Origin of the sequence: Mesorhizobium sp. M4A.F.Ca.ET.020.02.1.1, assembly GCF_004022645.1 — a bacterium.
Lineage (GTDB): Bacteria > Pseudomonadota > Alphaproteobacteria > Rhizobiales > Rhizobiaceae > Mesorhizobium.
In genome coordinates this window covers 1-22,002 of record NZ_RZOI01000020.1, presented here as the reverse complement: position 1 = coordinate 22,002, position 22,002 = coordinate 1, and the positions used below count along the sequence as shown (strand labels likewise).

The 22,002-nt window shown below is 59.2% G+C and carries 22 protein-coding genes and 5 pseudogenes; 17 read left to right on the top strand and 10 right to left on the bottom strand.

What is annotated here, in order from left to right:
• Positions 1-232: 232 nt before the first annotated feature.
• From EN742_RS03165 to EN742_RS03140, 6 genes are all read left to right on the top strand, one after another.
• On the top strand, positions 233-892 hold the full coding sequence (locus EN742_RS03165) for an ABC transporter permease subunit (protein WP_128332413.1): 660 nt from the start codon (positions 233-235) through the stop codon (positions 890-892).
• A gap of 11 nt (positions 893-903) precedes the next feature.
• Positions 904-1,653, top strand: a complete 750-nt coding sequence (locus EN742_RS03160; RefSeq protein ID WP_128332412.1) for an ABC transporter permease subunit — start codon at positions 904-906, stop codon at positions 1,651-1,653.
• 53 nt (positions 1,654-1,706) lie between these two features.
• Entirely contained in the window at positions 1,707-2,555 is an 849-nt protein-coding gene (locus EN742_RS03155; protein ID WP_128332411.1) for a transporter substrate-binding domain-containing protein, read from the top strand.
• 79 nt (positions 2,556-2,634) lie between these two features.
• Positions 2,635-3,888, top strand: coding sequence for a CapA family protein (locus EN742_RS03150; protein WP_128332410.1), 1,254 nt, complete (start codon positions 2,635-2,637; stop codon positions 3,886-3,888).
• A gap of 72 nt (positions 3,889-3,960) precedes the next feature.
• Positions 3,961-4,392: a helix-turn-helix transcriptional regulator gene (locus tag EN742_RS03145; RefSeq protein ID WP_348632842.1), complete on the top strand. Its 432-nt coding sequence runs from the start codon at positions 3,961-3,963 to the stop codon at positions 4,390-4,392.
• Between the two features lie 355 nt (positions 4,393-4,747).
• On the top strand, positions 4,748-5,464 hold the full coding sequence (locus EN742_RS03140) for a pentapeptide repeat-containing protein (protein WP_126056377.1): 717 nt from the start codon (positions 4,748-4,750) through the stop codon (positions 5,462-5,464).
• A gap of 690 nt (positions 5,465-6,154) precedes the next feature.
• Here EN742_RS03140 and EN742_RS39115 read toward each other — a convergent pair.
• A pseudogene (locus tag EN742_RS39115) lies at positions 6,155-6,463 on the bottom strand (TRAP transporter large permease subunit); the annotation flags it as partial.
• A pseudogene (locus EN742_RS39110) lies at positions 6,458-6,824 on the bottom strand (diguanylate cyclase); the annotation flags it as partial. The pseudogenes EN742_RS39110 and EN742_RS39115, both read right to left, overlap by 6 nt.
• On the opposite strand from EN742_RS39110, the gene EN742_RS03130 reads away from it, so the two are divergent.
• The 6 genes and pseudogenes from EN742_RS03130 to EN742_RS03100 all read left to right on the top strand — a co-directional run.
• Positions 6,768-7,172, top strand: coding sequence for a hypothetical protein (locus tag EN742_RS03130; RefSeq protein WP_126056376.1), 405 nt, complete (start codon positions 6,768-6,770; stop codon positions 7,170-7,172). The pseudogene EN742_RS39110 and the gene EN742_RS03130 overlap by 57 nt on opposite strands.
• A 668-nt stretch (positions 7,173-7,840) precedes the next feature.
• Entirely contained in the window at positions 7,841-7,975 is a 135-nt protein-coding gene (locus EN742_RS39975) for a hypothetical protein (protein WP_281033065.1), read from the top strand.
• Positions 7,976-8,023: 48 nt separating this feature from the next.
• Positions 8,024-8,245: a DUF768 domain-containing protein gene (locus EN742_RS03120; protein WP_126056373.1), complete on the top strand. Its 222-nt coding sequence runs from the start codon at positions 8,024-8,026 to the stop codon at positions 8,243-8,245.
• Positions 8,246-8,527 carry a hypothetical protein gene (locus tag EN742_RS03115; RefSeq protein ID WP_245492248.1) on the top strand — a complete coding sequence of 94 codons (282 nt, stop codon included), beginning with the start codon at positions 8,246-8,248 and terminating at the stop codon, positions 8,525-8,527.
• An 869-nt stretch (positions 8,528-9,396) separates the two neighbouring features.
• On the top strand, positions 9,397-9,810 hold the full coding sequence (locus tag EN742_RS03105; RefSeq protein ID WP_189375146.1) for a thermonuclease family protein: 414 nt from the start codon (positions 9,397-9,399) through the stop codon (positions 9,808-9,810).
• 66 nt (positions 9,811-9,876) lie between these two features.
• Positions 9,877-10,225 (top strand): annotated as a pseudogene (locus tag EN742_RS03100) (transposase); the annotation flags it as partial.
• 812 nt (positions 10,226-11,037) lie between these two features.
• Here the strand turns inward: EN742_RS03100 and EN742_RS03090 are convergent.
• The 4 genes from EN742_RS03090 to EN742_RS39100 all read right to left on the bottom strand — a co-directional run bounded on the left by EN742_RS03090 (position 11,038) and on the right by EN742_RS39100 (position 12,895).
• Positions 11,038-12,066, bottom strand: coding sequence for a sulfate ABC transporter substrate-binding protein (locus EN742_RS03090; RefSeq protein ID WP_126059035.1), 1,029 nt, complete (start codon positions 12,064-12,066; stop codon positions 11,038-11,040).
• A gap of 124 nt (positions 12,067-12,190) precedes the next feature.
• Complete coding sequence (locus EN742_RS37835; protein ID WP_189375145.1) at positions 12,191-12,334, bottom strand: hypothetical protein; 144 nt, start codon at positions 12,332-12,334, stop codon at positions 12,191-12,193.
• Between the two features lie 124 nt (positions 12,335-12,458).
• The gene (locus EN742_RS37830) at positions 12,459-12,632 is read right to left on the bottom strand and encodes a hypothetical protein (protein ID WP_189375144.1); all 174 of its coding nucleotides are present in this window, start codon (positions 12,630-12,632) and stop codon (positions 12,459-12,461) included.
• Positions 12,629-12,895, bottom strand: coding sequence for a pyridoxal-phosphate dependent enzyme (locus EN742_RS39100; RefSeq protein WP_245455732.1), 267 nt, complete (start codon positions 12,893-12,895; stop codon positions 12,629-12,631). Before EN742_RS39100 ends, EN742_RS37830 begins: the two co-directional genes overlap by 4 nt.
• Before the next feature lie 322 nt (positions 12,896-13,217).
• Here EN742_RS39100 and EN742_RS03080 point away from each other — a divergent pair.
• Positions 13,218-13,536: pseudogene (locus EN742_RS03080) on the top strand (tyrosine-type recombinase/integrase); the annotation flags it as partial.
• A gap of 321 nt (positions 13,537-13,857) precedes the next feature.
• Here EN742_RS03080 and EN742_RS03075 read toward each other — a convergent pair.
• Positions 13,858-14,118: a 4-hydroxyphenylacetate 3-hydroxylase C-terminal domain-containing protein gene (locus EN742_RS03075; RefSeq protein WP_245455610.1), complete on the bottom strand. Its 261-nt coding sequence runs from the start codon at positions 14,116-14,118 to the stop codon at positions 13,858-13,860.
• A 247-nt stretch (positions 14,119-14,365) separates the two neighbouring features.
• Between EN742_RS03075 and EN742_RS03070 the strand changes: the two genes are divergently transcribed.
• From EN742_RS03070 to EN742_RS03055, 4 genes are read left to right on the top strand one after another with little or no spacing between them, the layout of a single operon-like run.
• Positions 14,366-15,031, top strand: coding sequence for a hypothetical protein (locus tag EN742_RS03070; protein ID WP_126056368.1), 666 nt, complete (start codon positions 14,366-14,368; stop codon positions 15,029-15,031).
• Positions 15,032-15,038: 7 nt separating this feature from the next.
• Positions 15,039-18,086, top strand: coding sequence for an OmpA family protein (locus EN742_RS03065; RefSeq protein WP_126056367.1), 3,048 nt, complete (start codon positions 15,039-15,041; stop codon positions 18,084-18,086).
• 13 nt (positions 18,087-18,099) lie between these two features.
• Positions 18,100-18,594 (top strand): Rab family GTPase, encoded by a 495-nt coding sequence (locus tag EN742_RS03060; RefSeq protein WP_126056366.1) that lies wholly within the window; start codon positions 18,100-18,102, stop codon positions 18,592-18,594.
• A gap of 3 nt (positions 18,595-18,597) precedes the next feature.
• Positions 18,598-19,668: an adenylate/guanylate cyclase domain-containing protein gene (locus EN742_RS03055; protein WP_126056365.1), complete on the top strand. Its 1,071-nt coding sequence runs from the start codon at positions 18,598-18,600 to the stop codon at positions 19,666-19,668.
• 691 nt (positions 19,669-20,359) lie between these two features.
• On the opposite strand, the pseudogene EN742_RS03050 reads toward EN742_RS03055, so the two are convergent.
• The 3 genes and pseudogenes from EN742_RS03050 to EN742_RS03040 form a co-directional block, all read right to left on the bottom strand.
• A pseudogene (locus tag EN742_RS03050) lies at positions 20,360-20,662 on the bottom strand (LLM class flavin-dependent oxidoreductase); the annotation flags it as partial.
• 1 nt (position 20,663) lies between these two features.
• A complete protein-coding gene (locus tag EN742_RS03045; RefSeq protein ID WP_126056363.1) occupies positions 20,664-21,026 on the bottom strand; it encodes a DUF3088 family protein in 363 nt (120 codons plus the stop codon).
• 195 nt (positions 21,027-21,221) lie between these two features.
• Positions 21,222-22,002, bottom strand: a 781-nt coding sequence (locus tag EN742_RS03040; RefSeq protein WP_148670014.1) for an oligopeptide/dipeptide ABC transporter ATP-binding protein, incomplete at its 5' end; no start/stop codon positions are given.

Genomic DNA, 22,002 nt, shown 5'->3' with positions numbered 1-22,002 from the left:
CTCCTAATTCAGAGCGTCGAGAGAGGAGCTGCCCGTATAATCATTTGTTATAGGCATAATTCTGAAAATTATAGATTGAATGAATAGGTTAGCTCGGTAATTTAGGGTCAATCCTGCAAAACCGTTGCAGAATATCCCTTAGTAGATTTTGCAATCCTTGGCTATCGGCCAGAGGTGTGTCGCGGCAAGACGTGGCATACATTGCGAAATTGCGAATTGATGGAAGAGTCTCATGGGCGGATTTTCTGCTCAATTTGCTGCGGCTTTCATGGTTACCGTCGGCCTTGCTCTTGTTAGTGGGTTCCTGGGCACCGTATTCGGTTTGCTGTTGGCCATCTCGAAAGGCGCGCCTGCAGCCCGTTTCAAAAGTGTCGTGACCGCTTACACGACCGTGGTTCGGGGTGTTCCGGAACTCCTCATAATCCTTCTCATCTATTTCGGTGGAACCACCTTCGCCAGCAAGCTCGCTGGCAGGTATGTCGAGGTGAACGCTTTCACCGCAGGGGTCATCGCGCTGACCATTGTCTTCAGCGGCTATGCGACCGAGGTTTTCCGCGGTGCAATCGCGGCGGTACCAGCGGGTCAGACCGAAGCCGCGAACTCGCTTGGCCTGAAAGCCTGGCAGCGCTGGTTGTTCATAGTTGGTCCGCAGATGCTAAGGCTGGCGCTGCCCGCCTATGGCAATCTTTGGATATCGCTATTCAAGGATACAGCACTGGTCTCTGTCGTCGGCCTGACCGACATCATGCGCGTTGCCTACGTCGGCGCCGGATCCTTGCGCGCGCCGTTGACCTTCTACCTTGCCGCATCCTTTTTCTATCTCTCCTTGACGACGATCACATTGCTGTCGATCCGCTTGGCGGAGCGGCGCTTTCCCGCATTCAGTCGATAGGGGGCGACACCATGAACGTTGGCTTGATGTTCGACGCCCTACGGGCTCTGCCCTCAGGAATCGGTCTCACCTTGATCCTCACAGTCCTGTCGCTGACGGCCGGATTTCTTCTGTCGGTGCCGTTGGCGTTCGCTCGCGCGTTTGGACGCCCGAGCCTCTCATTCGCGGTGCTGGCCTACACCTATGTAATCCGCGGTACGCCGATGCTGGTGCAGCTCTTCCTGCTCTATTATGGTTTGAGCCAGATCGATGCTGTGCGCGCCAGCGTCTTCTGGGTGATCCTTAAAGACCCTCTCTGGTGCGCCCTGTTCACTTTTTCGCTAAACAGCGCGGCGCACACGACCGAAATCCTGTGCCGCGGTCTCCAATCCGTGCCGACCGGTATCGTCGAGGCCGCCAAGGCGCTTGGCCTGAAACCCTTTCAGATCGCCCGCCTTGTCACCTTTCCGATCGCTTTCCGGATTTCGCTTCCCGCTTATGGAAACGAGGTCGTGGGGATGATCAAGGGCTCGTCGTTGGCAAGCACGGTTACGTTGCTCGAGGTAACCGGCATGGCGAGACAGATGGTGTCGGTCACCTTCGCGTCTTACGAGATATTCATCGTCGCAGGAGCGATCTATCTCGCGCTCACGACACTCGCCGTAAAAGCCACCCAGTTTTTGGAACGGCGGCTTTCGACCGTCGGCACCCTAAAGCAAAAACGCAAGGCGCGGCTCCGTCCGACCTTGCCCGACCACGAAATCACGACATCCGCGCCGTGACGCCGCAGCCCTACGACTGCTTTCCCACCCAAACCAAAAGAAAGAGGTGCCCTATGCGCATGCCCTTGGCTATTGCCATTTCTGTCGCGTCCCTGCTCGCAGCCTTGCCGACACGTGCCGAAAGCGAGCGAACGATAACAATCGCCACCGAAGGGGCGTCGCCGCCCTGGGACGGGACCGACGCGGATGGCAAGCTTTACGGCTACGATGTCGATGTCGGTCTCGAGTTGTGCAATCGCATCAAAATCAAATGCAGCTTCGTGGCGCAGGATTGGGACGGAATCATTCCCGCGCTGCTCGTCGGGAAATACGACGTCATCATGTCCGGGATGGCGATCACGGAGAAGCGCAAGCTGCAGATTGCATTCTCCAGCCCCTACGCCAGCGGCTACAACCAGTTCGTCGTGCGCAAAGAGCTCGGGCTCGATACTGGCGACACCAAAGCGAAAGTCAATCTTTCCACGGTTGGAGACAAAGAGAAGGCAACCATCGAGCGGCTCAGATCGACCCTCAGCGGCAAAACCATTGGTGTCCTTCGTTCATCGAACTCCGAGGCTGTTGTGAAGCAACTCCTCGGTGATGTCGTGACCATTCGCAGCTATGACAGTCTCGACAATTTGAAGCTCGACCTTACCGCGGGGCGCGTCGACGGCGGCCTCGCCGACTATTTCACATGGCGCGATTTCCTGGAGGCGCCGGGTGGGTCGGTTGCGGTGTTTTTCGGACCGGAGCTGAATGGCGGTCTCTGGGGCCCGGGTGTTGGCGCTGGCATGCGCAAAGACGATAGCGAGCTGCTCACCAAGTTCAATGCGGCGCTCGACGCTGCCACCAAGGATGGCACCATCAAGGCGTTGAGCCTGAAGTGGTTCAGGACGGACATTTCTCCGGCCCTGCCAAAATAGCCCGTGCGATCTGCGGCGACTTCGATGTGGTGCTGGACGAATGTCGGCGCCCGACCCTTCACGAGCATGAGGCGAGTTCATGAAAGACCCATTTTGCGCGGTCGTAACCGGCCAATCATTGATCACGCACGACATCCGTCATGTTCAAGACGAACGGTTCGCGGAGGTTAAACGCTTCTTGCAGCAAGGTGACGTCGTTTTCACCAATTTCGAATCGACGATCCTTGGCAAACATGGTGGTTGGCCGACCAAGGGCAGGTACTTCGGCTATTCCAGGGCCGAAGTTCTGGATGCATTGCAGGACATTGGTTTCAACGCGCTCGCCTTAGCGAACAACCACGCGTTCGATCTCGGTGCTGGCGGCGTCCTCTCGACGCTAGAGGAAGTTCAAGAACGGGGCTTCCTGCATGCGGGCATCGGGGTCGACGCGACCGATGCCCGGGAACTGGGCCGCCGCCGGCTAGGTACACGCGACGTCGCTCTTCTTGCGATCGATGCGGGTCCCGGCCCGTCCAGCATGTATGCCGAGAACCACACGGCCTTTCGCCCGTCTCGCCCTGGCGTCAACCGGCTTAAGACCGTTCGAAAAATTGGAGTGCCGGACGGGCATTTCCGACGGTTGGCACGGCTTGGAGGCCATTTGCAAAGTTCTCCCTTCGAACTGACCAATTATGCGCAGCCGGAAGATCCGCCGGAGATAGCGAGCGACGGGGAGCTCAATTTCTACGGCACCGTGTTCACCCAAGCAGCCAATTTCGGCCGCATGGTCGAAGTCGATCAAGCGAGCGCCAGCATCCATCTGTCTGCCATCGGTCAGGCGTCTGCGCGGGGCGATTTCGTCATCGCCTATCTGCACCACCATCATTGGGAACCGGGCTGGCAGGATGTGCCGCGCTGGGTGCAGACCTTTGCCCGCACATGCATCGACGCCGGCGCAGACGTCTTCGTCAGCCACGGTGCCCCGGTTCTTCAGGCGGTGGAAATCTATAACGGCTTGCCCATCTTCTACGGTCTCGGAAATTTCCTGTTTCACGTCCATCCGGACGAGGGCGAATGGGATCCTCCGGAAGTCTGGCAGAGCATTGTCGCGGCTTGCCGCTACGATGAGAGTGGAACCCTCGAAGGCATAGACCTTCTGCCGGTAGTGATCGGCGATCTAAATGATCGCATAGGATCCGAAAGGGGCAGATTGGTCCCGGTCCCCGCCACCGGGCACGTGGCGCGAGATGGTCTCGAGGGCTTCGTAAGCCGCTCGCGTGCCTTCGGTACCGGGATCGAAATATCCGGATACTCCGGCAGGATAGTTGTGCCGCCTGCGCGAAAATTCGGCTGACAATCGACACAAAAACCAGAACCGACCGCGACTGATTTTCACCCAAAGATCTGTTGGGGCATCGAACGCATTGTGAAGCCGAACCGCTCCAGCCCGTCCCTGGCGGCGCCACAACCAAAGATCGGGCGTGAGCCTCACCCCGTCGATGTGCATGTCGGCAGGCAGATCGCAGCGGTTCGCGTGCAGTCAGACGTATCGCAGGTTCAGCTTGCCCGATCGATAGGCATAACCTTTCAACAACTCCAAAAATACGAGAACGCAAGGAACCGAGTGAGCGCGTCCATGCTCTACGAGATTGGCAGGTCGCTAGGCGTCGCCGTCAGTCGGTTTTTCGAAGGCCTTCCGGAGAATGGTGAGAGCGGCAATGAGGCTTCACGTCTACGAACCGATGAGCGCATTGGCTTCATTGCCAGCGCAGAAGGTCGGCGCCTGATCGAGCAACTTGTTCAACTACCTCCGAGGGTGCGAGCCCGCATTTCTGCGCTTATTGCCGCAATCGGGTGAAGAGCAGAACCATCAGATAGGACGTTTATTGCAGACGCAAACCCAGTGACGAGAGCCATCAGGGCGAACGCTGCTGCTCCAGGGCTGTTCCGCTTCCGGAAATCACCTGGTGCGCGCTACAGTAGTGAAGAAACCAGCTCGGAGAAGGCAGCGGGTCGCCTTCAAGCTCGCGCGGGGTGAGCGTAGTCCACGCCACCGCTTTGGAGAGGTAGATGAGCGACGCCTAGTATCGGCTGCAATTCCGAGCCGCAATTGTGCAGAAATGCGCCAAATGTGACGGCGGTCGTTACCGTGGGTCGATTGCCAGCAGATGTGGTAAGCTTGATTGTCGGCGAGTAGGAGAGGTCCAGAAACAATGACTTTGAGACGAACTAGAGCTTACGTCACATCCGGCTTGGTTCTAGCGGTTTGCATTGTATTTGCTTGGCAGAACGCCACTGCCGCTCAAAATTGCGACGCAGCCGCGACGCCCGGCGTCAATTGGCAGGACTGTGACAAAAAGCTTCTCATCCTTAAAGGACAGGACCTGAGCGGCGCGAACCTGATCGGTGTTGATTTCACTTCGACCGACCTCAGGAACAGCAATCTCCTTGCGGCAAATTTTGAGAAGGCAACGCTTGTGCGTGCTTCCCTAGCCGGCTCGACCGCCAAAGGAGCCCGGTTCGACAAAATCGAGGCCTACAGGACCGACTTCAGCCATATGGACGCGCAGGGCGCTGTGTTTACGAGCGCGGAAGTGCAGCGCTCGAATTTCCAGGACGCCAATCTGACCGATGTTGATTTCACAAAGGCGGAATTAGGGCGAGCGCAGTTCCATGACGCCGATATCAGTGGCAGCCGCTTTTCGTTTGCCAATCTCGCGCGGGCGGACTTCCGAGGAGCGACGTTCACCGAGCCGATAGACTTTGACCGCGCTTTTTTCTTTCTGACCCGTATCGAGGGCCTCGATCTTTCCAAATCGGCGGGTCTGTCCCAATGGCAGCTCAACATGGCTTGCGGAGACACCCGGACCGAGTTGCCGTCTGGCTTGACCAGGCCTGAAGATTGGCCATGTCAATTCCAGCAGGAATAGTTGTCGGCAAGCAAACTGCCGCAATGCTGCACCCGACAGGGTTCCAGGCCATCTGCTAGGGGAACAAGGGTCGGGTGAACGCGAAGCGGCGTCGCATCCACGGACCAAGATGATGACGACATGCTTGATCCCGAGGCCCGTTTCGAAACCTTGCTGGAATGGGTTGCGCAAGCCCCGCAGGCGAGTGCGGTCAAGGTAGCCCATGTCTTCGCTGCATGGTCCAGAACGATGTGAGCGGGGGAGTAGCGCTGGTCGGCGCTTGCTCTGGCATTGATCGACATCGCTACCGGCCGAGGTCCAATCCTACGCCTGTTCGGGCATAGGTTCTTCACCGATGCCGGATGGGATGATTCTGGCTCGAATTCGTGCGCTATCTGCGATTCGTGGCCGCCATGCTCCAGAGTAGCCGCGCGCGCTCGAGCATGGGTGCGCGGCCGGGCGGGACGAGGAAAGCATCAAAAAATGGGATAAAATAGATCGCGATCGCGACAGTGGTTCGAATGACCACACGGACCGTCTTAACAGATGGCCTACCGACCGAAATCGCCGACATTAGCTCCAAAGCAGCCAGAGCGCTTCCGGCCTCAAACCAGCCGCGCTCGTGATGGGTTCATCTACCCTTTTGTGGATGAAAGAGACACCACATGCACATGGAATTCTAGTCCTCCTCCTGGTCCTTAGGTTCGCCTAAAAGGCGAGGAAGAAGACGATCAGGTTGGTGACGATCAGGAAGCCGACCTCGCCGCCGGGCAGTGACACCAAGAGATGCTCCACCCACAGATGGCCGTTCACACCACAGAAAGTCAAATAGAAGACGCGCGAGCCGATCAGAATGGAGAGAACGAAGGACGACAACCGCGTCGTCGAGGTCAGCGCCTGCCGGATCAGGTCGAGCGAAAGCCGGCGCTTGGCCGCCGCCATGATGAGGGCGCCGACCGAGCCCATGGCGCCGCCTTCGGTCGGCGTGGCGAAACCGAGACAGATGGTTCCGAGCACCAGGAGTGCTTCATCCGCTTGGCGTTGCAGTTTCTCCGGCGAGATCACCTCGTCCGAAGTTTGAATTGCCACTCCGATGCTGAGTGTTACGCGAGGAGACAGCCGCGATCCCGGGTTGTGAATGGCGGCGGCTTCTACGCTTTCCCGGATGCGTTCCGCGACAGAGGACGCCTCGTCCTTTATGCCGGGCAGAACAACGAGGAACTCTTCGCCTCCGTAGCGGGCCACAAGATCACCGCGCCGGATGTTGTCTCGAATGATCGGTGCGACCTCCACTAGGCATCGGTCGCCTTCGGCATGGTCCGAGGTGATCGTTGAGCTTCTTGAAGTGGTCGATATCGCACATAAGCATTGCGGCACCGGGGCATTGCAACCGATGATCGAGATATTTCGGGGCCATCGACCGTTTCGCGCTGGCCAAGCGTTAGTTCTCGCTCGCCAAAAGGCGTGGTGGTTGGCCGTGGAGGGAGGTCGCAAATCGCCCGGCCAGCCTGGTTTCCGCTTCGTGCCCAGCAAAAATGCCGCGCGTACCGTCGAATTCCATCGGGATGTGAAACATTTGAGCGGTGTCCAGGACTATCTCCTCAATGTCCTCAAGGGCGATATTCTCCGAGAGATGACGACGCCTGACTTGTTCCGCCACGACCGGAACGTTGACAATGCGAAGCCTCTGGAACGCCTCAGTGACACTCGCCGTAACGTCGTCCAGTAGGGTCTGTGAATAATGGTAGCGCATGGTGACCTCTTGTCCTCCGGACCGGGTTACCCTCACCTTCACCATGCGCGCTCGCGAAGGGGAGCACAAGTCACAAAGCATTAAATAAGCTAATATTTTCAAGAAGTTAGTACTTACGGTAGACGCAGCCCTTAATGCATTCGCCTCATCAGGCGTACAGACCCAAGACGATGGTCATGCAACCTTTGGAGTGTTATGCTCATTATACGCTAACTACTCATTCGACGCTTTATGGGTGAGGTCGCAAAATGCCACAAATCGAGAGACCTGTACGTCTTCAAATAATGTTGTCGCAAAGGGAAATTGATGCGCTGGAGGACTGGCGCTTTGAAAGACGAATGCCAAGCCGAGCGTCAGCGGTGCGTGAGTTGTTGAGGCGGGGCCTGGCTGCTGAGGGCTTTCTCTTGGCGGATGGAAATATCAAATCTCAGGATTTTGGCATTGTCGGTAGCGGAAACGGACAGGGGGATGCCAATTAGGACGCTTCATCGACAAGGTGACCTTTGACGCCGAAACGGGCAGGATTTCGGGAAGAATTAGCGTAGTGCGCAGAGTTGGACCTATATGCTAAAATCTCACCGATGGACCAACGAACCATTGATAGAGCGCTCGTCCTGCTCAGGCAGTATCGCGACACCCTTGTAATGAGCTACGCGCCAATAGGGCCTGGTGGCGTTCCTGAGATACGCACGCCAGCACAGGCGGCTGATCCGCTCGAAATAGCCGCGCTGGAAGATATCGCCTCGCTCGATGCGGTCATCAAAGAGATGTCGACCTAACGTCTCCGACGGAAGGAACCTAATGCCCCGCCGGCGCTTGTCGCCGAGATGAGCACGCGCGGCATCAACTTTCTCCACAAATGGATTTCCAACAACATCCCGGAGACGGTCGGCGCCGACGTCATCTCCGTGGCTGAATTGGCCCAACAGCTTTTTGCTGACGCCAAGGTACTCGGGATCGACAGCACGGAGATCGAGGAAGAAATTGGGAGCGTCTATGAGGTGATCTTTGACGCCACCGTTCATCGGGAGGCCGGCGTGGCGGATTGATTGGAGCCGCACTATATCGGGTGCATGGGCAAGGGCTGGACATTCCAAAGCTTGATCGACGCCAAGATGGCCGTGACGGCGTTCTGTCATTGGTCTCCCTGCAACCATAGCCAAAAGCTCGACCTTGCCCAGCTCCGGGACCGCTACGGCCCTGACGCGCCGGCAAAGGCCGATGACCTCATTCCCAAGTTGAAATGCAACAGGTGCGGCGGCACGGATGTCGGCCTGATCTACACGCCCGACACCAGCCCCAACGCCTACGGCAGGGCCAAGGGCAGCTAATCGACCATGTCGCGCAGCGGCTTCCTGCGTGTCGGCGTAAAGATCGGAAACTGCAGTTCACCAGCATTGCCAGGACGCCGGAGAAGCGGCGCAAGAGGTAGCTTGAAATCGGCAAACCGCTCACAAAATAACAGGCAGGGTCTTAGCCAATTGAGGGTTGCGTAATGCCTCTGTCGTGCCTCGACGGGATACTTGTGCCAAGCGATCTGGAGTTGCTCCAGCGGGTGTTCGATCGGCTTTGCGATGAGCGCCGTCTAGCCCAAAAAGACAAAGAGCAGAGGGAAGACCTCGCTGCTGAAATCGTCAGCGCTTTCCGGAACGGGATTGCCGACGAAACGGAGCTATTGCGGGCGATTTCGAAGCGCCTCATGGCTTAGCTGCTAGTGCGGGCCGAAAGGACCAGGCGGGCGCCGGGAGGCCCGGGCTCTGCGCTGACAGCGGAAACGGGAAATGCGCGTCCTAGGCTTCTCTGTGAAGAGATGGCCGACGCCTATTGGGCGGGGGGCTTGGGGTAACAGGCGCCGGCCAAGGCGGATCAGGTCCGCCGCGACATTGAGGTAGGGTAAGGCTGTCCGCGGGAGTATGGCGTGATCGCGGAAGTTAGGGCTTGCTGACACTCGGCGGGCAACTAAGCGATAAAGACCGGACGCGCCCTTCCGGACAGGCTGACTGAGCAACATCTGCTTTGGCAGTAAGGCGTTCCCCCGCAATAAGAGGTGCTTGACCAGTTCAGTGGATGAGAACATCGTGCCGGGCGGAGCTTCAGAACTCCCGCCGATTGGCCTTTGCCTGCGGGCCGTAGGCATCCAGAGCGATGGCAGGACGATCCTTGCCGGGATCATATTAGATTTTGCTCGGCCATGTGCAGGTTGATCCTCGCCCTTACCTTCGTGGTCACCTGTGGGCCTGTTTCCGCAGCAGAGCATTGGTTTGCTCATGACGGCGACACACTGTGGCATGACAAGAAACGAGTTCAGTTGCTTGGTATCGATGCCCCCGAACTTTCGCAGCCGTGTTTCGATGCCGCTGACAAAATCTGGCCCTGCGGCAAGTATGCGCGCGACCACATTCAACATCTTATTGCTGCAGGGGATGTAACCTGCATCATCGAAGGCAAGGACCGTTATGACGACGATGTCGGCGTCTGCTTCGTGGGAGGCATCGATCTCGGACGCGATCTGGTGAAACACGCCGAAGAGCGCGAAGCCCGCATTGCCAAACGTAACTTTTGGGCGGGGAGCTTTATCGATCCCGGCGAATATAGACGGGGCGGACGTCCATAGCATTGCGCTCATTCATGGCCCCGCAGCCTCGCCCGGCGCCGCCACCAAGCCGGGCGGTCAATCGGTCGCTTTATGGCGATCCCCGGCGTCGGCCCTGGGCCAGCGCGGTGGGCTTCATGACCGCGATCGACGATCCGTCGCGCTTCCGCCGCTTGCGCGACGTCGCGGCCTACTTCGGCCTGACTAGGGGGGCGCATCTCGAGGGCTGGCGACATGGACGTGCGGCGCGCGCTCTACGGGGCGGCGTAGGACCTGATGACGCGCTTCAATGACAAGGTCAAGAGCTGGGGCCAGCGATCGCCAATCGCTCCTGCCACCGCAAGGCCTGCGTCGCGGTGGCGCGCAAGCTGGCGTGATCAGGCACGCGATCTGGAGCGACGGCACGTTCTATGTCGGCGATCCAGCCGCAAGCTAGGCGGACGCCGGCCGGCATGCGCACGACAAGGCCCGCAAGCTGCTGGGAGCGTAACAATGAGCGGTGCGAACGCAGTTCAAACGCATGGCGCCCGCACGCTGACGGACGCCGCCTGAGACAAGGAGACCCGGTGCGGCGGATGAGGACCGATGCAGACCAGAACGACGGAACTCACGTTATCCTGCCTACGGCCGCGCCGATCGAAAGACGGCCGGACCGCGCTCGATTGCCTGTGACGATGCTCCGTCAGACCGATGGCAAAGTGCGCCACGACGGCTCGAGCGCTGCCTAAGTGCAGCCCAAACACCCCGTCGCAGAGCCCGGGAGACTGGAACGGCGCATCGGAACTCGACGCGAGAACGCTGGATCGTGGCGCAGAGAGATTCGTGTATTATCGCAGCCTAGACGAAGAAATACGATGTCGACAAAGTCTCGAAAATAACAATCGACTAAGACGGCCGCTGTATTTGGTCAGGACTTGGCATCGTTGATGAGTAATACAAACGTTGATCCCGAAACGCCGTCGGCTTGCACTCCAGTGTGGAGACGATTATCGCCTCCGCTTATCCGCATCTGGAGGAAGCTTTCAATGTTGCTGAACTGCTGTTTCCGCGGCTCGGACTACAGGGCGAGCTACCCCCTCAAGGAACGCGGCTGGGATCTAGAATTTGGGCGCGGCGGAGGTGTGGGTGTCCGAAAAGCGCCAGCGATGGAAGTCCGGTTCATATGGCCCATTCTGTTTGGCGACTTAGCATAGTAAGAGTGGCTGTCCTTTGCCGGTTGGGCCGGCGTGACTGTCAGGCCGTCGCGCCTCACTGGGCGGGCTTGTAGATCTGGTCGAATATACCACCATCGCCGAAATGATAAGGCTGTGCCTTCTTCCAGCCGCCGAAAAGCGGATCGTCGATGGTGATCAGCTTGATCTCGGGCAGTTTGGCGAGGTCCTCGGCGGGAACCAGATCGGGCTTTGCCGGACGATAGTGGTTCTTGGCGATCAGCGTCTGGCCCTCCTTGGAGTAGAGGTAGCCGAGATAGGCCTCGGCGACCTTGCGCGTGCCCTTGGCATCGACATTGGCGTCGACCACCGCGACAGGCGGCTCGGCCAGGATCGAAGTCGGCGGATAGACGATGTCGAAATTGTCGGCGCCGAATTCGTCGAGCGCGAGATAGGCTTCGTTTTCCCAGGCCAGCAGCACGTCGCCCAGACCCTTTTGCGCGAAGGTCACGGTCGAGCCGCGCGCGCCGGTGTCGAGGACCGGCACTTGGGAGTAGAGCTTGGCAATGAATTCCTTGGTTTTGGCCTCGTCGCCGCCGTCATTGGCGTTGGCATAGGCCCAGGCGGCGAGATAGTTCCAGCGCGCGCCGCCGGAGGTCTTCGGGTTGGGCGTGATCACCTGGACGCCGTCCTTGATCAGGTCGTTCCAGTCATGGATGCCCTTCGGGTTGCCCTTGCGAACCAGGAAGATGATGGTCGAGGTGTAAGGGGCCGAATTGTTCTCGAACTTTTTGCGCCAATCCGGATTGATCTTCTTCGCCTTCGAGACGATGGCGTTGATGTCCCCTTCGAGGGCCAGCGTCACCACGTCGGCGTCGAGGCCATCGATCACGGCGCGGGCCTGCGCGCCCGATCCGCCATGCGACTGCTGGATGGTCACGGTCTCGCCGGTCTCGGCCTTCCAGTGCGCGGCGAAAGCCTCGTCATAGGCCTTGTAGAGCTCACGCGTCGGGTCGTAGGACACGTTGAGAAGGGTCGTATCGGCGAACGCGAAACCGAGCGTGCCGAACTGGACCGATGTGGCGACCAGCGCGCCAAGCAGTTTCTTGAAATGAGGTTTGGTCATTTCCGCCTCCGTTGATGACGGCCGAACTCTATCCTAATGAGGACTGGCGTCACGGCAAGGGGTCGAGCGGTAGCGATTCACAGATTTGCCCGCTACGAGGCGGGGTGACGGGAGACCGGCGCGCCTATTCATTGCTCGCCACGTCGGCGAAATAGTTGATCCAATTTTCGAAGTCACGCAGTCGCTGCTCGTCGCTGTGAATATAAATCAAAAACGCCAGCGCGGCAGCGCAGAGCAAGGAACCGATCCACTTTAGCGCATCGATCATGCCTCAGCCTCCTAATGCATGTCGCCCAGAAGTGTGGGCGTTTTCTGGGGCAACGACAGGTCATAAAAACAAAGGGCTTAAGCGCGTCGCCTGAATCCGTTTCGGCGCGACGCGCTTTAGCAAGCTAGGCGGAATCTTCGATGAAGAGCACTAACAATCCGAAATAAGCGAGGCCCGCGCCGACAGTCAGCTGCTCGCCACCAAAAGCGAAGATCGCGTCACCCCAGAAACGGCTCACCGCGATCCCGCCGATCACCCACAATACCACCACCGCCAGCTTCTTGCGTTCGTCTATCATCGATTAGCTTCCAGGTTAGCCCAACAGCAGATAGAGCGCCAAGCTGGCGATGTTAGGCACCCGGCCAAGCGGATGAATCGCATCGCAGCCAGAACCAGATCGCGCTGGCGAGCATCCCGTTGATGTGTAACAACCTCCGCACCGCAGAGCCGCAGGATCATGACCTTGTCCGGGCTGATGTTGTCGCTGAGACAGAATTTCGCGCGATAGTCCCGCGAGGCCGCAACGGCAGCGAAGCCGATGCCGGTGTTTCCGCTGGTCACATCCACGATGGCCCACCTGGCTGGATGTTGCCGTTCTCCTCGGCGTCCCTGAGGATCGCCCAGGCAATCCTGTCCTTGATGCTGCCGGCCGGGTTGAAATGATCTTGGCGACGATGCGGCCAGCGAGATTGCCCTTGCGCCGGTAGCTGTGCAGTTCGAGCAGCGGCGTGTTGCCGATGAGGTCCGTGATGATCTGCTCGTATTCGTGCTGCTCGAAGTCGTTGGGCAGCTCCAGCCGAAGCTCCCGTATGCCGGCCAGGATCGGGTCCTTGACCAATTGCTCCAGGATCTGCTCCGAGGTGCCGACGATGTCGCTGGCGACGCGCGATCCAGTCTTCTCGCGTGGCTGGAAGCGCGCGGCGGTACGGTCGATGACTATGCATTTCCGAGCAGGGTGGACCCAAAGGGTCACATGAGCACGAGACAGTATGCCCGCCTCGTCCATGAATGGGTTGTGGCAATCGGACTTCGGCCGCAGGAATACGGCACGCATTCGCTGAGGCGTACCAAAGCATCGCTTATCTACAAGGCGACCGGTAACCTGCGCGCGGTCCAGATTTTGCTGGGCCATACCAAGATCGAGATATCTCGGGGTCGACGTAGAAGATGCCCTCGAGCTAGCCGAAGGGACGCAGGTCTGACTATCTGACTGACTGGAAGCGGCTCTACTGTCTCGGTGGAGCCGCGAACGCCCCATATCGGTTATTGAGCCGACTACGGGCGCATCCGAAAAGCGGACATCCTATCAGTCAGGCGATAGTTCTGATGGCTTTTGCGCGAAGATCTGCCTTGAGCTTGGCGAAGGTGGCGGGCCTGGTGGAAGTGGAGTTGGTTTAGGTTCGCTCGCCCTAGGTCGCAGGTAGGTCCACGGCAAGCATTTTTCCCCGTTTCGCAGCCTTGGCATACGGCCTCGGAGAGGGAGGAGTTGGACCGCTCCTGCACGAGGGAACGGTCCCACCATTCTATGCCGCCTGAACGGTGCCTCGGCCGACGAGGCTGATGTCGTCCGGATTGATGAGGTCTGAACTCGTCCAGCCGGAAAGATCATATTCGCTCATGCAGTCCTTCACGATCGATTGCATCGAGGCCAGATCTCCGGTCGCGGTGGCGGCGTTCAGGGTTTCGATCCTCAGGTTCTCGTAGTTGCCGGCATAGTTTCGTTCATACAGTTCGTGGCGTCCGCCGAATTCGGTTCCGATGGCGTCCCAAAGCAAGGCCGGCATTGAGGTTGGGAAGGTTGTAGCCGTCGGTGCCGTCCCAGGGAACCGGCGATTTGACCACAGTCGTTGTCCCTGCATTCTCGAACAGCCATTCTCCATTCGAAAGAAGACCTTCCTTCTGGCGTTGGGCCCCGCATCGGAAGACACGCGCGAATCGGCCTAAGCCAAGAGGATTCCGGCTTGCGGCCCGGGTATTTGTCTGACATAAATTCTCGTTTCCGAATTTCTCATTGGGCGATGGGGTGTAAGGATGGCAAAGGACTCTGCGAATGCCGCTTCTTCAGCAAGTAAAGCGGAGGCAAATCTGATAGGAAACGCAGAGGGTAACGGGCTGAACTTCATGGCGGCCCAGGCTCGCGAGGGCGGGGCCGGCGGTGACGCTCCAGGTGTCGACAAGATACGCGATCTTTTGTTCGGCAACCAGATGCAGGACTATGACCGCCGCTTCTCCAAGCTTGAAGAGCGGTTCCTGCAGCGCTTCAAGGATGTCGAATCCGAAGCCAAGCGCAATCTTGAAACCTACGAGTCAAATGCGAAGAAGCAGGTTGACTCGCTGGCGACGCAGTTGCGGAACGAAAAAGATGCGCGAGCCGAGGCCGACAAGGAGATCGACCGCAATCTTCGCGATCAGAATCAGGCGCTTGAAAAGCAGGTGCGCGCGTTGTCAGATCAATTGAGCGAGCTCGAGCGCGAAATAGCGGATCGCATGAACAGAAGCGACCATTTGCTGCGCGAGGAAATCAAGCAAAAGAATGAAAGCGCTCAAATGCTGATGGAGAAGATCTTTTCCGATCTCAGCAACGTCAAGACCGACCGAAATCTTTTGGCCGGCCTGTTTGTCGAGGTCGCAAAATGTCTAAATCAGGATCCCGTTGGCAGCAAGAGCAACTCGGAGCGTAGCTGGAAAGCGAGTTGATCGGAACTTGACGTCGAGCGTCGACCCAATCAGCCTTCCCCAAAGACCAGCTTCGAACGATACCGGGATTGATCGCGAGGCTCTGGCCCGCCTTTTGGTGGAAATTGCCCGGAACGTCGATCCGGACAACCATGCGCTTTACGAAGGAGTTCCAGCCGCCGATCATCGGCTGGAAAGGCTTCGCCAGCTGCTCGTCGGCGGCGAAATCTCGGAGCTTTCACGCGTAACGCACCTGCTCGACGAGCCTGAGCAGCTTGCAGCCGCTGTAGGGAACGTTCTCCCCGACGCAACCGCGCGCGCGTCTCATATGCAACTCGGCGAGGCCCTCGCACCGGCCGTAGAAAGGGCCGCGCAGCGGTCCATCCAGAAGAACCCGCAAACACTAACGGATATATTGTATCCGGTGTTTCTGCCGGCCATTCGCAAGTCGATCGGCGAAAAGATCGACCAGACCTTCCAGTCGCTGAATGAATCTTTAAGGCATATATTTACCTGGCATGGCCTCAAGTGGAGATTTGAGGCTTGGAGAACCGGAACAAGCTTCTCCGAAGTCGTTCTCAAGCATTCTCTCGTCTATCGCGTGGAGCATGTCTTTCTGATCAGCCGCAGATCCGGGCTTTTGATCGCGCATGTAACCGCCGAAAACGCCACCAGCGAAGACCCTCAACTGATTTCCTCGATGCTCAGCGCAATCCAGGATTTCGTGAAGGACTCGTTCAACGAGAAAGAGAACAGCGGCCTGGACACCATCCGGTTCGGCGAGCTTCGTCTCTGGTCGGAAGTCGGACCGTTTGCGACGCTGGTTGCGGTGATCCGGGGAAACCCGCCGGAGGAATTGCATGACGTAATTCGCGATGCATTGCTCCGCATCCACGATGAATCCTCGCAGGCTTTAGAGGAGTTTGACGGCGACACGTCGCAGTTGCCCGGCGTGGAGACGCAGTTGCAGACCTGCGTCGAGCTGCAGCATTCGGATTCGAAAGAGGGATTCCCGTGGCTGGTGGTGACGGCAGCCCTGCTGATTGTGACTGCGGCAGGCGCCTGGTTCTTTCTTTCCTGGCAAGCGGGGCAGCGCTGGCAGACCTATCTGTCGCGACTGGCGACCCAGCCGGGGATCGTCGTTTCCGAGCAGAAAATTCGTGGCGGCCAGTTCTATATTGCCGGACTGAGAGACCCGCTCGCCGTTGACCCGCAGTCGCTGTTGCCGGGAACGGAGGTCGATCCCGCCCGCGTTCATTCAAACTGGCAGTTCTATCAAAGCCTTGAGCCGGAATTCGTGCTGAAGCGGCTGACGGCGTCGCTGGCGCCGCCGGATTCGGTACGGCTTTCGGTCGTCGACGGTCGCATCGTCGCCGAGGGTGAGGCTACCACCACGTGGATCAACCGCGCGCGGGCCGCCGCCCAGCAGCTTTCGGCAGGCGGCCCGGTCTTCGACATCTCCGGTGTCCGCGATGTGAGCGCCGAGGAGCGCTGGCAGGCCTATGTGTCGCGACTGACGACCCAGCCCGGCATCATCGTCGCCGATCAGACTGTGCGCGACGGCCAATTCTATATTGCCGGTCTGAGAGACCCGCTTGCCACCGACCCGCATTCGCTGTTGGCCGAGACGCAGGTCGATCCCGCGCGCGTTCATGCAAGCTGGCAATTCTACCAGAGTCTTGAGCCGCAGTTCGTGCTGAAGCGGCTGACGGCGTCGCTGGCGCCGCCGGATTCGGTGCGGCTTTCTGTAGTCGATGATCGCATCGTTGCGGCGGGTGAGGCCACCACCGCGTGGATCAACCGGGCGCGGACCGCCGCCCAGCAGCTTTCAGCCGGCGGCCCGGTCTTCGACATCTCCGGTGTCCGTGATGTGAGCCCCGAGGAGCGCTGGCAGGCCTACGTGTCGCGACTGGAGAAGCAGCCCGGCATCATCGTCGCCCAACAGAATGTGCGCGATGGCCAATTCTATATTACCGGCCTGAGAGACCCGCTTGCCGTCGACCCGCAGTTGCTGCTGGCCGGGACGCAGGTCGATCCCGCTCGCGTTCATGCAAGCTGGCAATTCTATCAGAGCCTTGAGCCGGTGTTCGTGTTGAAGCGGCTGACGGCGTCGCTGTATCCGCCGGATACCGTGCGCCTTTCGATCGTCAATGACCGCATCGTTGCCGAGGGTGAGGCTCCCGACACCTGGATAGATCGGGCGCGCGCAGCGGCACGACAGCTTTCGGTAGGCGGACCGGAGTTCGACATTTCCAAGGTTCATGATGTGAGCCCCGATGCACGCGCGGCGGAGCATTGGCAGTATTATGTGTCGCGACTTGAGGCTCAACCGGGAATCATCGTCGCCCAACAAACGGAGAGGGGCGGACATTTCTACATTTCCGGTCTGAGAGACCCGCTTGCCGCCGACCCGCAAGCTCTGCTGTCCGGAACGGGGGTTGATCCTGCCCGCGTTCATTCACAGTGGCAATTCTATCAGAGTCTTGATCCGAAGTTCGTGGTGAAGCGGCTGACGGCGTCGCTGTCCCCGCCGAAATCGGTTCAGCTTTCGATCATCCAGGGTCGCATCGTTGTCGTGGGCGAGGCTCCTGCCGGCTGGATCGGCCGGGCGCAGGCCGCCGCCGACCAACTTTCGGCGGACGGAGTAATTCTGGATGTCTCGCAGTTGCGCGAGCTGAACCTTGCCGAACTTAATCATTTGAGAGAGGCCATCCAGACGACCGATATTTTCTTTTCTTCCGGCAAGGTTGTGCCGGGACCGGAGCAGGCGCCGGTGCTTGACAGATTGGCTGATCAGTTGAAGGAATTCGCCGAAAATGCCCGCAAGGCAGGCGTGACAGCGCGGTTCATGTTGACCGGCCATTCGGACACAACGGGCCGTGAGACGGCCAACGCGTCGATCAGCGCCGCCCGCGCCGAGACGGTTCGCGCGCTTCTCAACAAGCGCGGCGTCGCTCCGGAACTGCTGCAGGTGCGGGGCGCGGGCACGTTTGAGCCGGCGGTGCCCGAAAATGAAAATAGTCGAACTGGGAACTCCACCAATCGCCGGGTTTCGGTTACGGTCAGCCTGGAGTAGTGCGGGGCCCAGGATGCTGCAAAAAAAGATCTGCATGTTGGGCGGGTTCGCTGTCGGCAAAACGAGCCTGGTGCGCAGGTTCGTGCAAAGCATCTTCTCGGAAAACTACCTGACCACGGTGGGCGTGAAGATCGACAAGAAAAGCGTCGCGTTTCCTGACAAGACCGTGGATCTGATTTTGTGGGATTTGGCAGGCGAAGACGATATCGGCTCGTTCCGCGTCAGCTATGTGCGAGGTGCGACCGGGCTCGTACTTGTCGTCGACGGAACCCGGCCCGCTACTCTTGCCGTGGCGCTTACGCTGCGCGAGCGCGTCGAGGCCGAATTCGGTGCCATGCCGTTTGTATTGCTGTTCAACAAATCCGATCTGACCGATCGCTGGGCAATACCGGATGGTGAGATTGACGAACTGAAGCAACGCGGATGGCAAATCTATCTGACAAGCGCGCTTTCGGGCGAACATGTCGACGATGCGTTTCGTCAGCTTGCCTCGATGGTCGCCAAGTAGATCATGGCCAGGTTGCCGAAAGAAGTCAGAAGCTGGATATACGATTTCTTCTCTAAAGAGCGCTCTGCCGCATATCTAAAAATCGACGCCCGGCAATGCATAGAAGCGAAGGGCGGCAACCTTGGATATTACGGGCTTTCGGCGCTTCGCACTGGCGAGCCCGTTGCCGATCAACTCGAAATCATGGAAGGGCTGCTGCCTTGCCCGGAGCTTCCATTCCATTTGCCCATGATGGAACTGCCCGGCGGGCGTGTCGCGGACCTTCATTTCTTTGACGACAGCGGCTCGGTGTGGCTGCTCTTTCTCGACGCCACGCCAGAACGCGACCATCAGCAGCGGCTTCAGCAAAAGGCTTATGAAATGACGCTCCTGCAGGAGAGGGAGCGTGAACTCAATGCGAAGCTGCAATCGACGAACGAGGCGTTAAGGGAGAGCCAGGAGGGTCTGTCGCGCGAATACCGGCGCGCCGAATCCCTGCTCCTCAACATTCTTCCGGCGTCGATCGCGGAGCGGCTGAAAGCGGACGAGCAAATTGCAGACAACCACGCGGAGGTCAGTGTGCTTTTTGCCGACATCGTCGGTTTTACCGAAAGAGCGCGGAGCGTCGGAGCCGCGACGACGATCGCTATCCTGAATTATTTCTTCAGGGCGGCCGATCTGCTCTCGGAACAATACGGCTGCGAAAAGATCAAAACCATCGGCGATTGTGTCATGGCGGTCGCTGGCCTGCCCGTCGCGCGATCCGATCATGCGCAAGCCATTGCGAACTATGCGCTTGAGCTGCGGGAGGCGGCCAGGCGAGAGCGCTTCGCGGGCGAAGCGCTACGTCTCAGAATTGGAATTCACTCCGGGCCGATCGTGGCGGGCGTCATAGGCAAAAGGCGGTTTGTCTATGACCTGTGGGGCGACACCGTTAATCTCGCCGCGCGCATTCAAAAGGCCGCAGAGCCCGATGAAATCCGTATTTCTGATGCAACCCACCAATTGCTCGGACCGGATTTTGCTTGCGAGCCGCTCGGGGAAACGGAATTGCGTGGCACAGGTCTTGTGCGAATGTGGCGGCTCCTTGCCTGATTTGCCGCTTGGCAATGCCGACCCTGGAGCGCATTGCACCTCAAGTAGTCAAACATCGTCGTTTCGAATGTCAGCAGCGATGCGCGAAGCAGTCGACCACCGAGCGACACCAAAGGTCTGCCCTGGGTCAACTCAGGACATCGGATGCTGAGATATTAAGTTTCGCTGTCGTTTTTCCTGCACCACAAGCGGACCTACTGCTTCCGGCCCATAGCGGTCATTTTGAAACATGGCTCCGAAGTTTTCAAAGGAGTGCAACGGTTTGCGCCGCAAGTCTGCCGGTGCGAACGGCTTTGTCGTTCTCCACCGTGACGATCTCCGCACCGTAGAGCCGCAGGATCTTATTCGTCCGGACTGATGTTGTCGCTGAGATAGAACTTGGCGCGATAGCCGCGCGAGGCGGCGACCGCGGCAAGCCCGATGCCCGTGTTCCCGCTCGTCACATCCACATGAGGCCGTTCTCCTCGGCATCCCTGAGGATCGCCCAGGCAATCCTGTCCTTGATGCTGCCGGCCGGGTTGAAATACTCGATCTTGGCAACGATCCTGCTGGCGAGATTGCGCTTGCGCCGATAGTTGTGCAGCTAGAGGAGCGGCGTGTTGCCGATGAGATCCGTGGTGCTGTCGTGAATCCTGGGCATTCCGTTACCCGTCGCGTTGAAGCGCCGACGGCGCCCGATTGTTCCGCCCCGTCATTCTGCCGCGGACGCAGCCCGCTTTGGGTACCGCCGCCAGCCGAGCGCAGGCGCGATGAGGTCGATGAAGTCAGTGATGATCTGCTCGTATTCGTGCTGCTCGAAGTCGTAAGGCAGTTCCAGCCGCAGCTCCGGTATGCCGGCCAGGATCGGGTCCCTGGCCAATTGCTCCAGGATCTGCTCCGAGGTGCCGACGATGTCGCTGGCGAAAAGCGTGCGGCGCTCGCCATGAGCCCGCAAGGTGCGATCGTGACGTGCGGCGGCGTAATCGGCGTAGCGCTTCCTGGTCGAAGCGCCGGCATCATGGGTGCGGCGGCGGGATCAACCTGTCTTCGACTAGAGCGTCGATGATGCGCTCCGCTCCGGAGACGAACTGGCGGCCATTGGCTTCACCGCTGGCACAGGCCGAGGACTGGCCGGCTGGCAGCACCAGCACCGGGAGCGCCTGGTTGGCTTCGCCGATAAGCTCGACCACTTCGGCGCGTGGTCGCGGAAAGGCGATGCGGCGGACTTCGATCGCATCGAGAAGTGCCGGAAACGAGGTCAGCACGCCTTCGACCAGCGCCGAGTGCCGGCAGAAGAAGTGCTGACCCGGAAATTTGGCGTCCTCGAAATCGGGGGCAAGCAGGAAAAGCGCGGCTTTGTCTGGATTGGCTGAGGTCAACGGAACTTCCACTTCGAACAGGTTTCATTTTCACCGAAGCCTATCCTTGCCGGTGGCTTTGCCAGAAGGCGCGAATTTCGAAGCGAGCGCTTGACTGGGTAATAATTGTCTCCGCAAGCTCATTCTGTCCGAACATGAATGCTACCGCCGCGCCGGGGCGCCACTTAGCGCCTTTCCTTCCGCGACGTGATCTGCTTACCACTTGTAACAAGCGACCCAGTGACCCGGTTCAAGTTCTTTGATCGCCGGTTCGGTTTTACGGCACGCTTGATCGGCGATTGGGCAGCGGTCTGCAAACGCGCACCCGCTGCATGGTGCATCGGCCGCAGCCCCAGCTTGCGCGGAGATTGTTGGAGAGTTGTCGGAAGACGCTTCCAGAAGCAGCTTTGTATAAGGGTGGTTGGGTCCACGAAAGACTTGGTCGGATGAGCCGGTCTCTACGAGCCGACCGCGATAGAGCACGCCGATCCTGTCGGCCATGTAGCGCACGACCCGAAGGTCGTGGCTGATGAACAGATAGGTCGTATCCCTGTCGTGCTGCAGGTCGTTGAGCAGGTTCAGCACCGTGGCCTGCACCGAGACGTCGAGCGCCGAGGTCGGCTCGTCCAGCACCACCACTTTCGGCGCGCCGGCGAAGGCGCGCGCGATCGCCGCCCTCTGCCGCTGGCCGCCGGAGAGCGAGCGTGGTTTTTGTTCCGCGGCCGTGTCGGCCAGCCTGACCGAGCGGAGCAGGTCGGCGACGCGGTTCCTTGCATCGCTCCGGCCAAGGCCGGCAAGCCGCCGCAATGGCCGGCTGATGATCCGACCTATCCGGTGGCGCGGATTGAGCGTGCGGTCGGGCGACTGGAAGACCATCTGGACGTCACGCCGCTCGCTCTGCGCGCGCCGTTCCGCGCGCGCGGCGACGGTCCTGCCGAACAGCGCGACCGATCCCTGGCTCGGTGTCTGCAGCCCGGTGACGATCCTGGCCCTGTCT

Bases quoted from the DNA above. Each gene is read 5' to 3' on its own strand.
- EN742_RS37830 (WP_189375144.1), bottom strand. From the start codon at position 12,632: ATGATAGACGAACGCAAGAAGCTGGCGGTGGTGGTATTGTGGGTGATC.
- EN742_RS03160 (WP_128332412.1), top strand. From the start codon at position 904: ATGAACGTTGGCTTGATGTTCGACGCCCTACGGGCTCTGCCCTCAGGA.
- EN742_RS03075 (WP_245455610.1), bottom strand. From the start codon at position 14,118: ATGCCGGCCTTGCTTTGGGACGCCATCGGAACCGAATTCGGCGGACGC.
- EN742_RS39975 (WP_281033065.1), top strand. From the start codon at position 7,841: ATGAGCTACGCGCCAATAGGGCCTGGTGGCGTTCCTGAGATACGCACG.
- EN742_RS03070 (WP_126056368.1), top strand. From the start codon at position 14,366: ATGGCAAAGGACTCTGCGAATGCCGCTTCTTCAGCAAGTAAAGCGGAG.
- EN742_RS03150 (WP_128332410.1), top strand. From the start codon at position 2,635: ATGAAAGACCCATTTTGCGCGGTCGTAACCGGCCAATCATTGATCACG.
- EN742_RS03120 (WP_126056373.1), top strand. From the start codon at position 8,024: ATGAGCACGCGCGGCATCAACTTTCTCCACAAATGGATTTCCAACAAC.
- EN742_RS03055 (WP_126056365.1), top strand. From the start codon at position 18,598: ATGGCCAGGTTGCCGAAAGAAGTCAGAAGCTGGATATACGATTTCTTC.
- EN742_RS37835 (WP_189375145.1), bottom strand. From the start codon at position 12,334: ATGATCGATGCGCTAAAGTGGATCGGTTCCTTGCTCTGCGCTGCCGCG.
- EN742_RS03140 (WP_126056377.1), top strand. From the start codon at position 4,748: ATGACTTTGAGACGAACTAGAGCTTACGTCACATCCGGCTTGGTTCTA.
- EN742_RS03165 (WP_128332413.1), top strand. From the start codon at position 233: ATGGGCGGATTTTCTGCTCAATTTGCTGCGGCTTTCATGGTTACCGTC.
- EN742_RS03155 (WP_128332411.1), top strand. From the start codon at position 1,707: ATGCGCATGCCCTTGGCTATTGCCATTTCTGTCGCGTCCCTGCTCGCA.
- EN742_RS03060 (WP_126056366.1), top strand. From the start codon at position 18,100: ATGCTGCAAAAAAAGATCTGCATGTTGGGCGGGTTCGCTGTCGGCAAA.
- EN742_RS03090 (WP_126059035.1), bottom strand. From the start codon at position 12,066: ATGACCAAACCTCATTTCAAGAAACTGCTTGGCGCGCTGGTCGCCACA.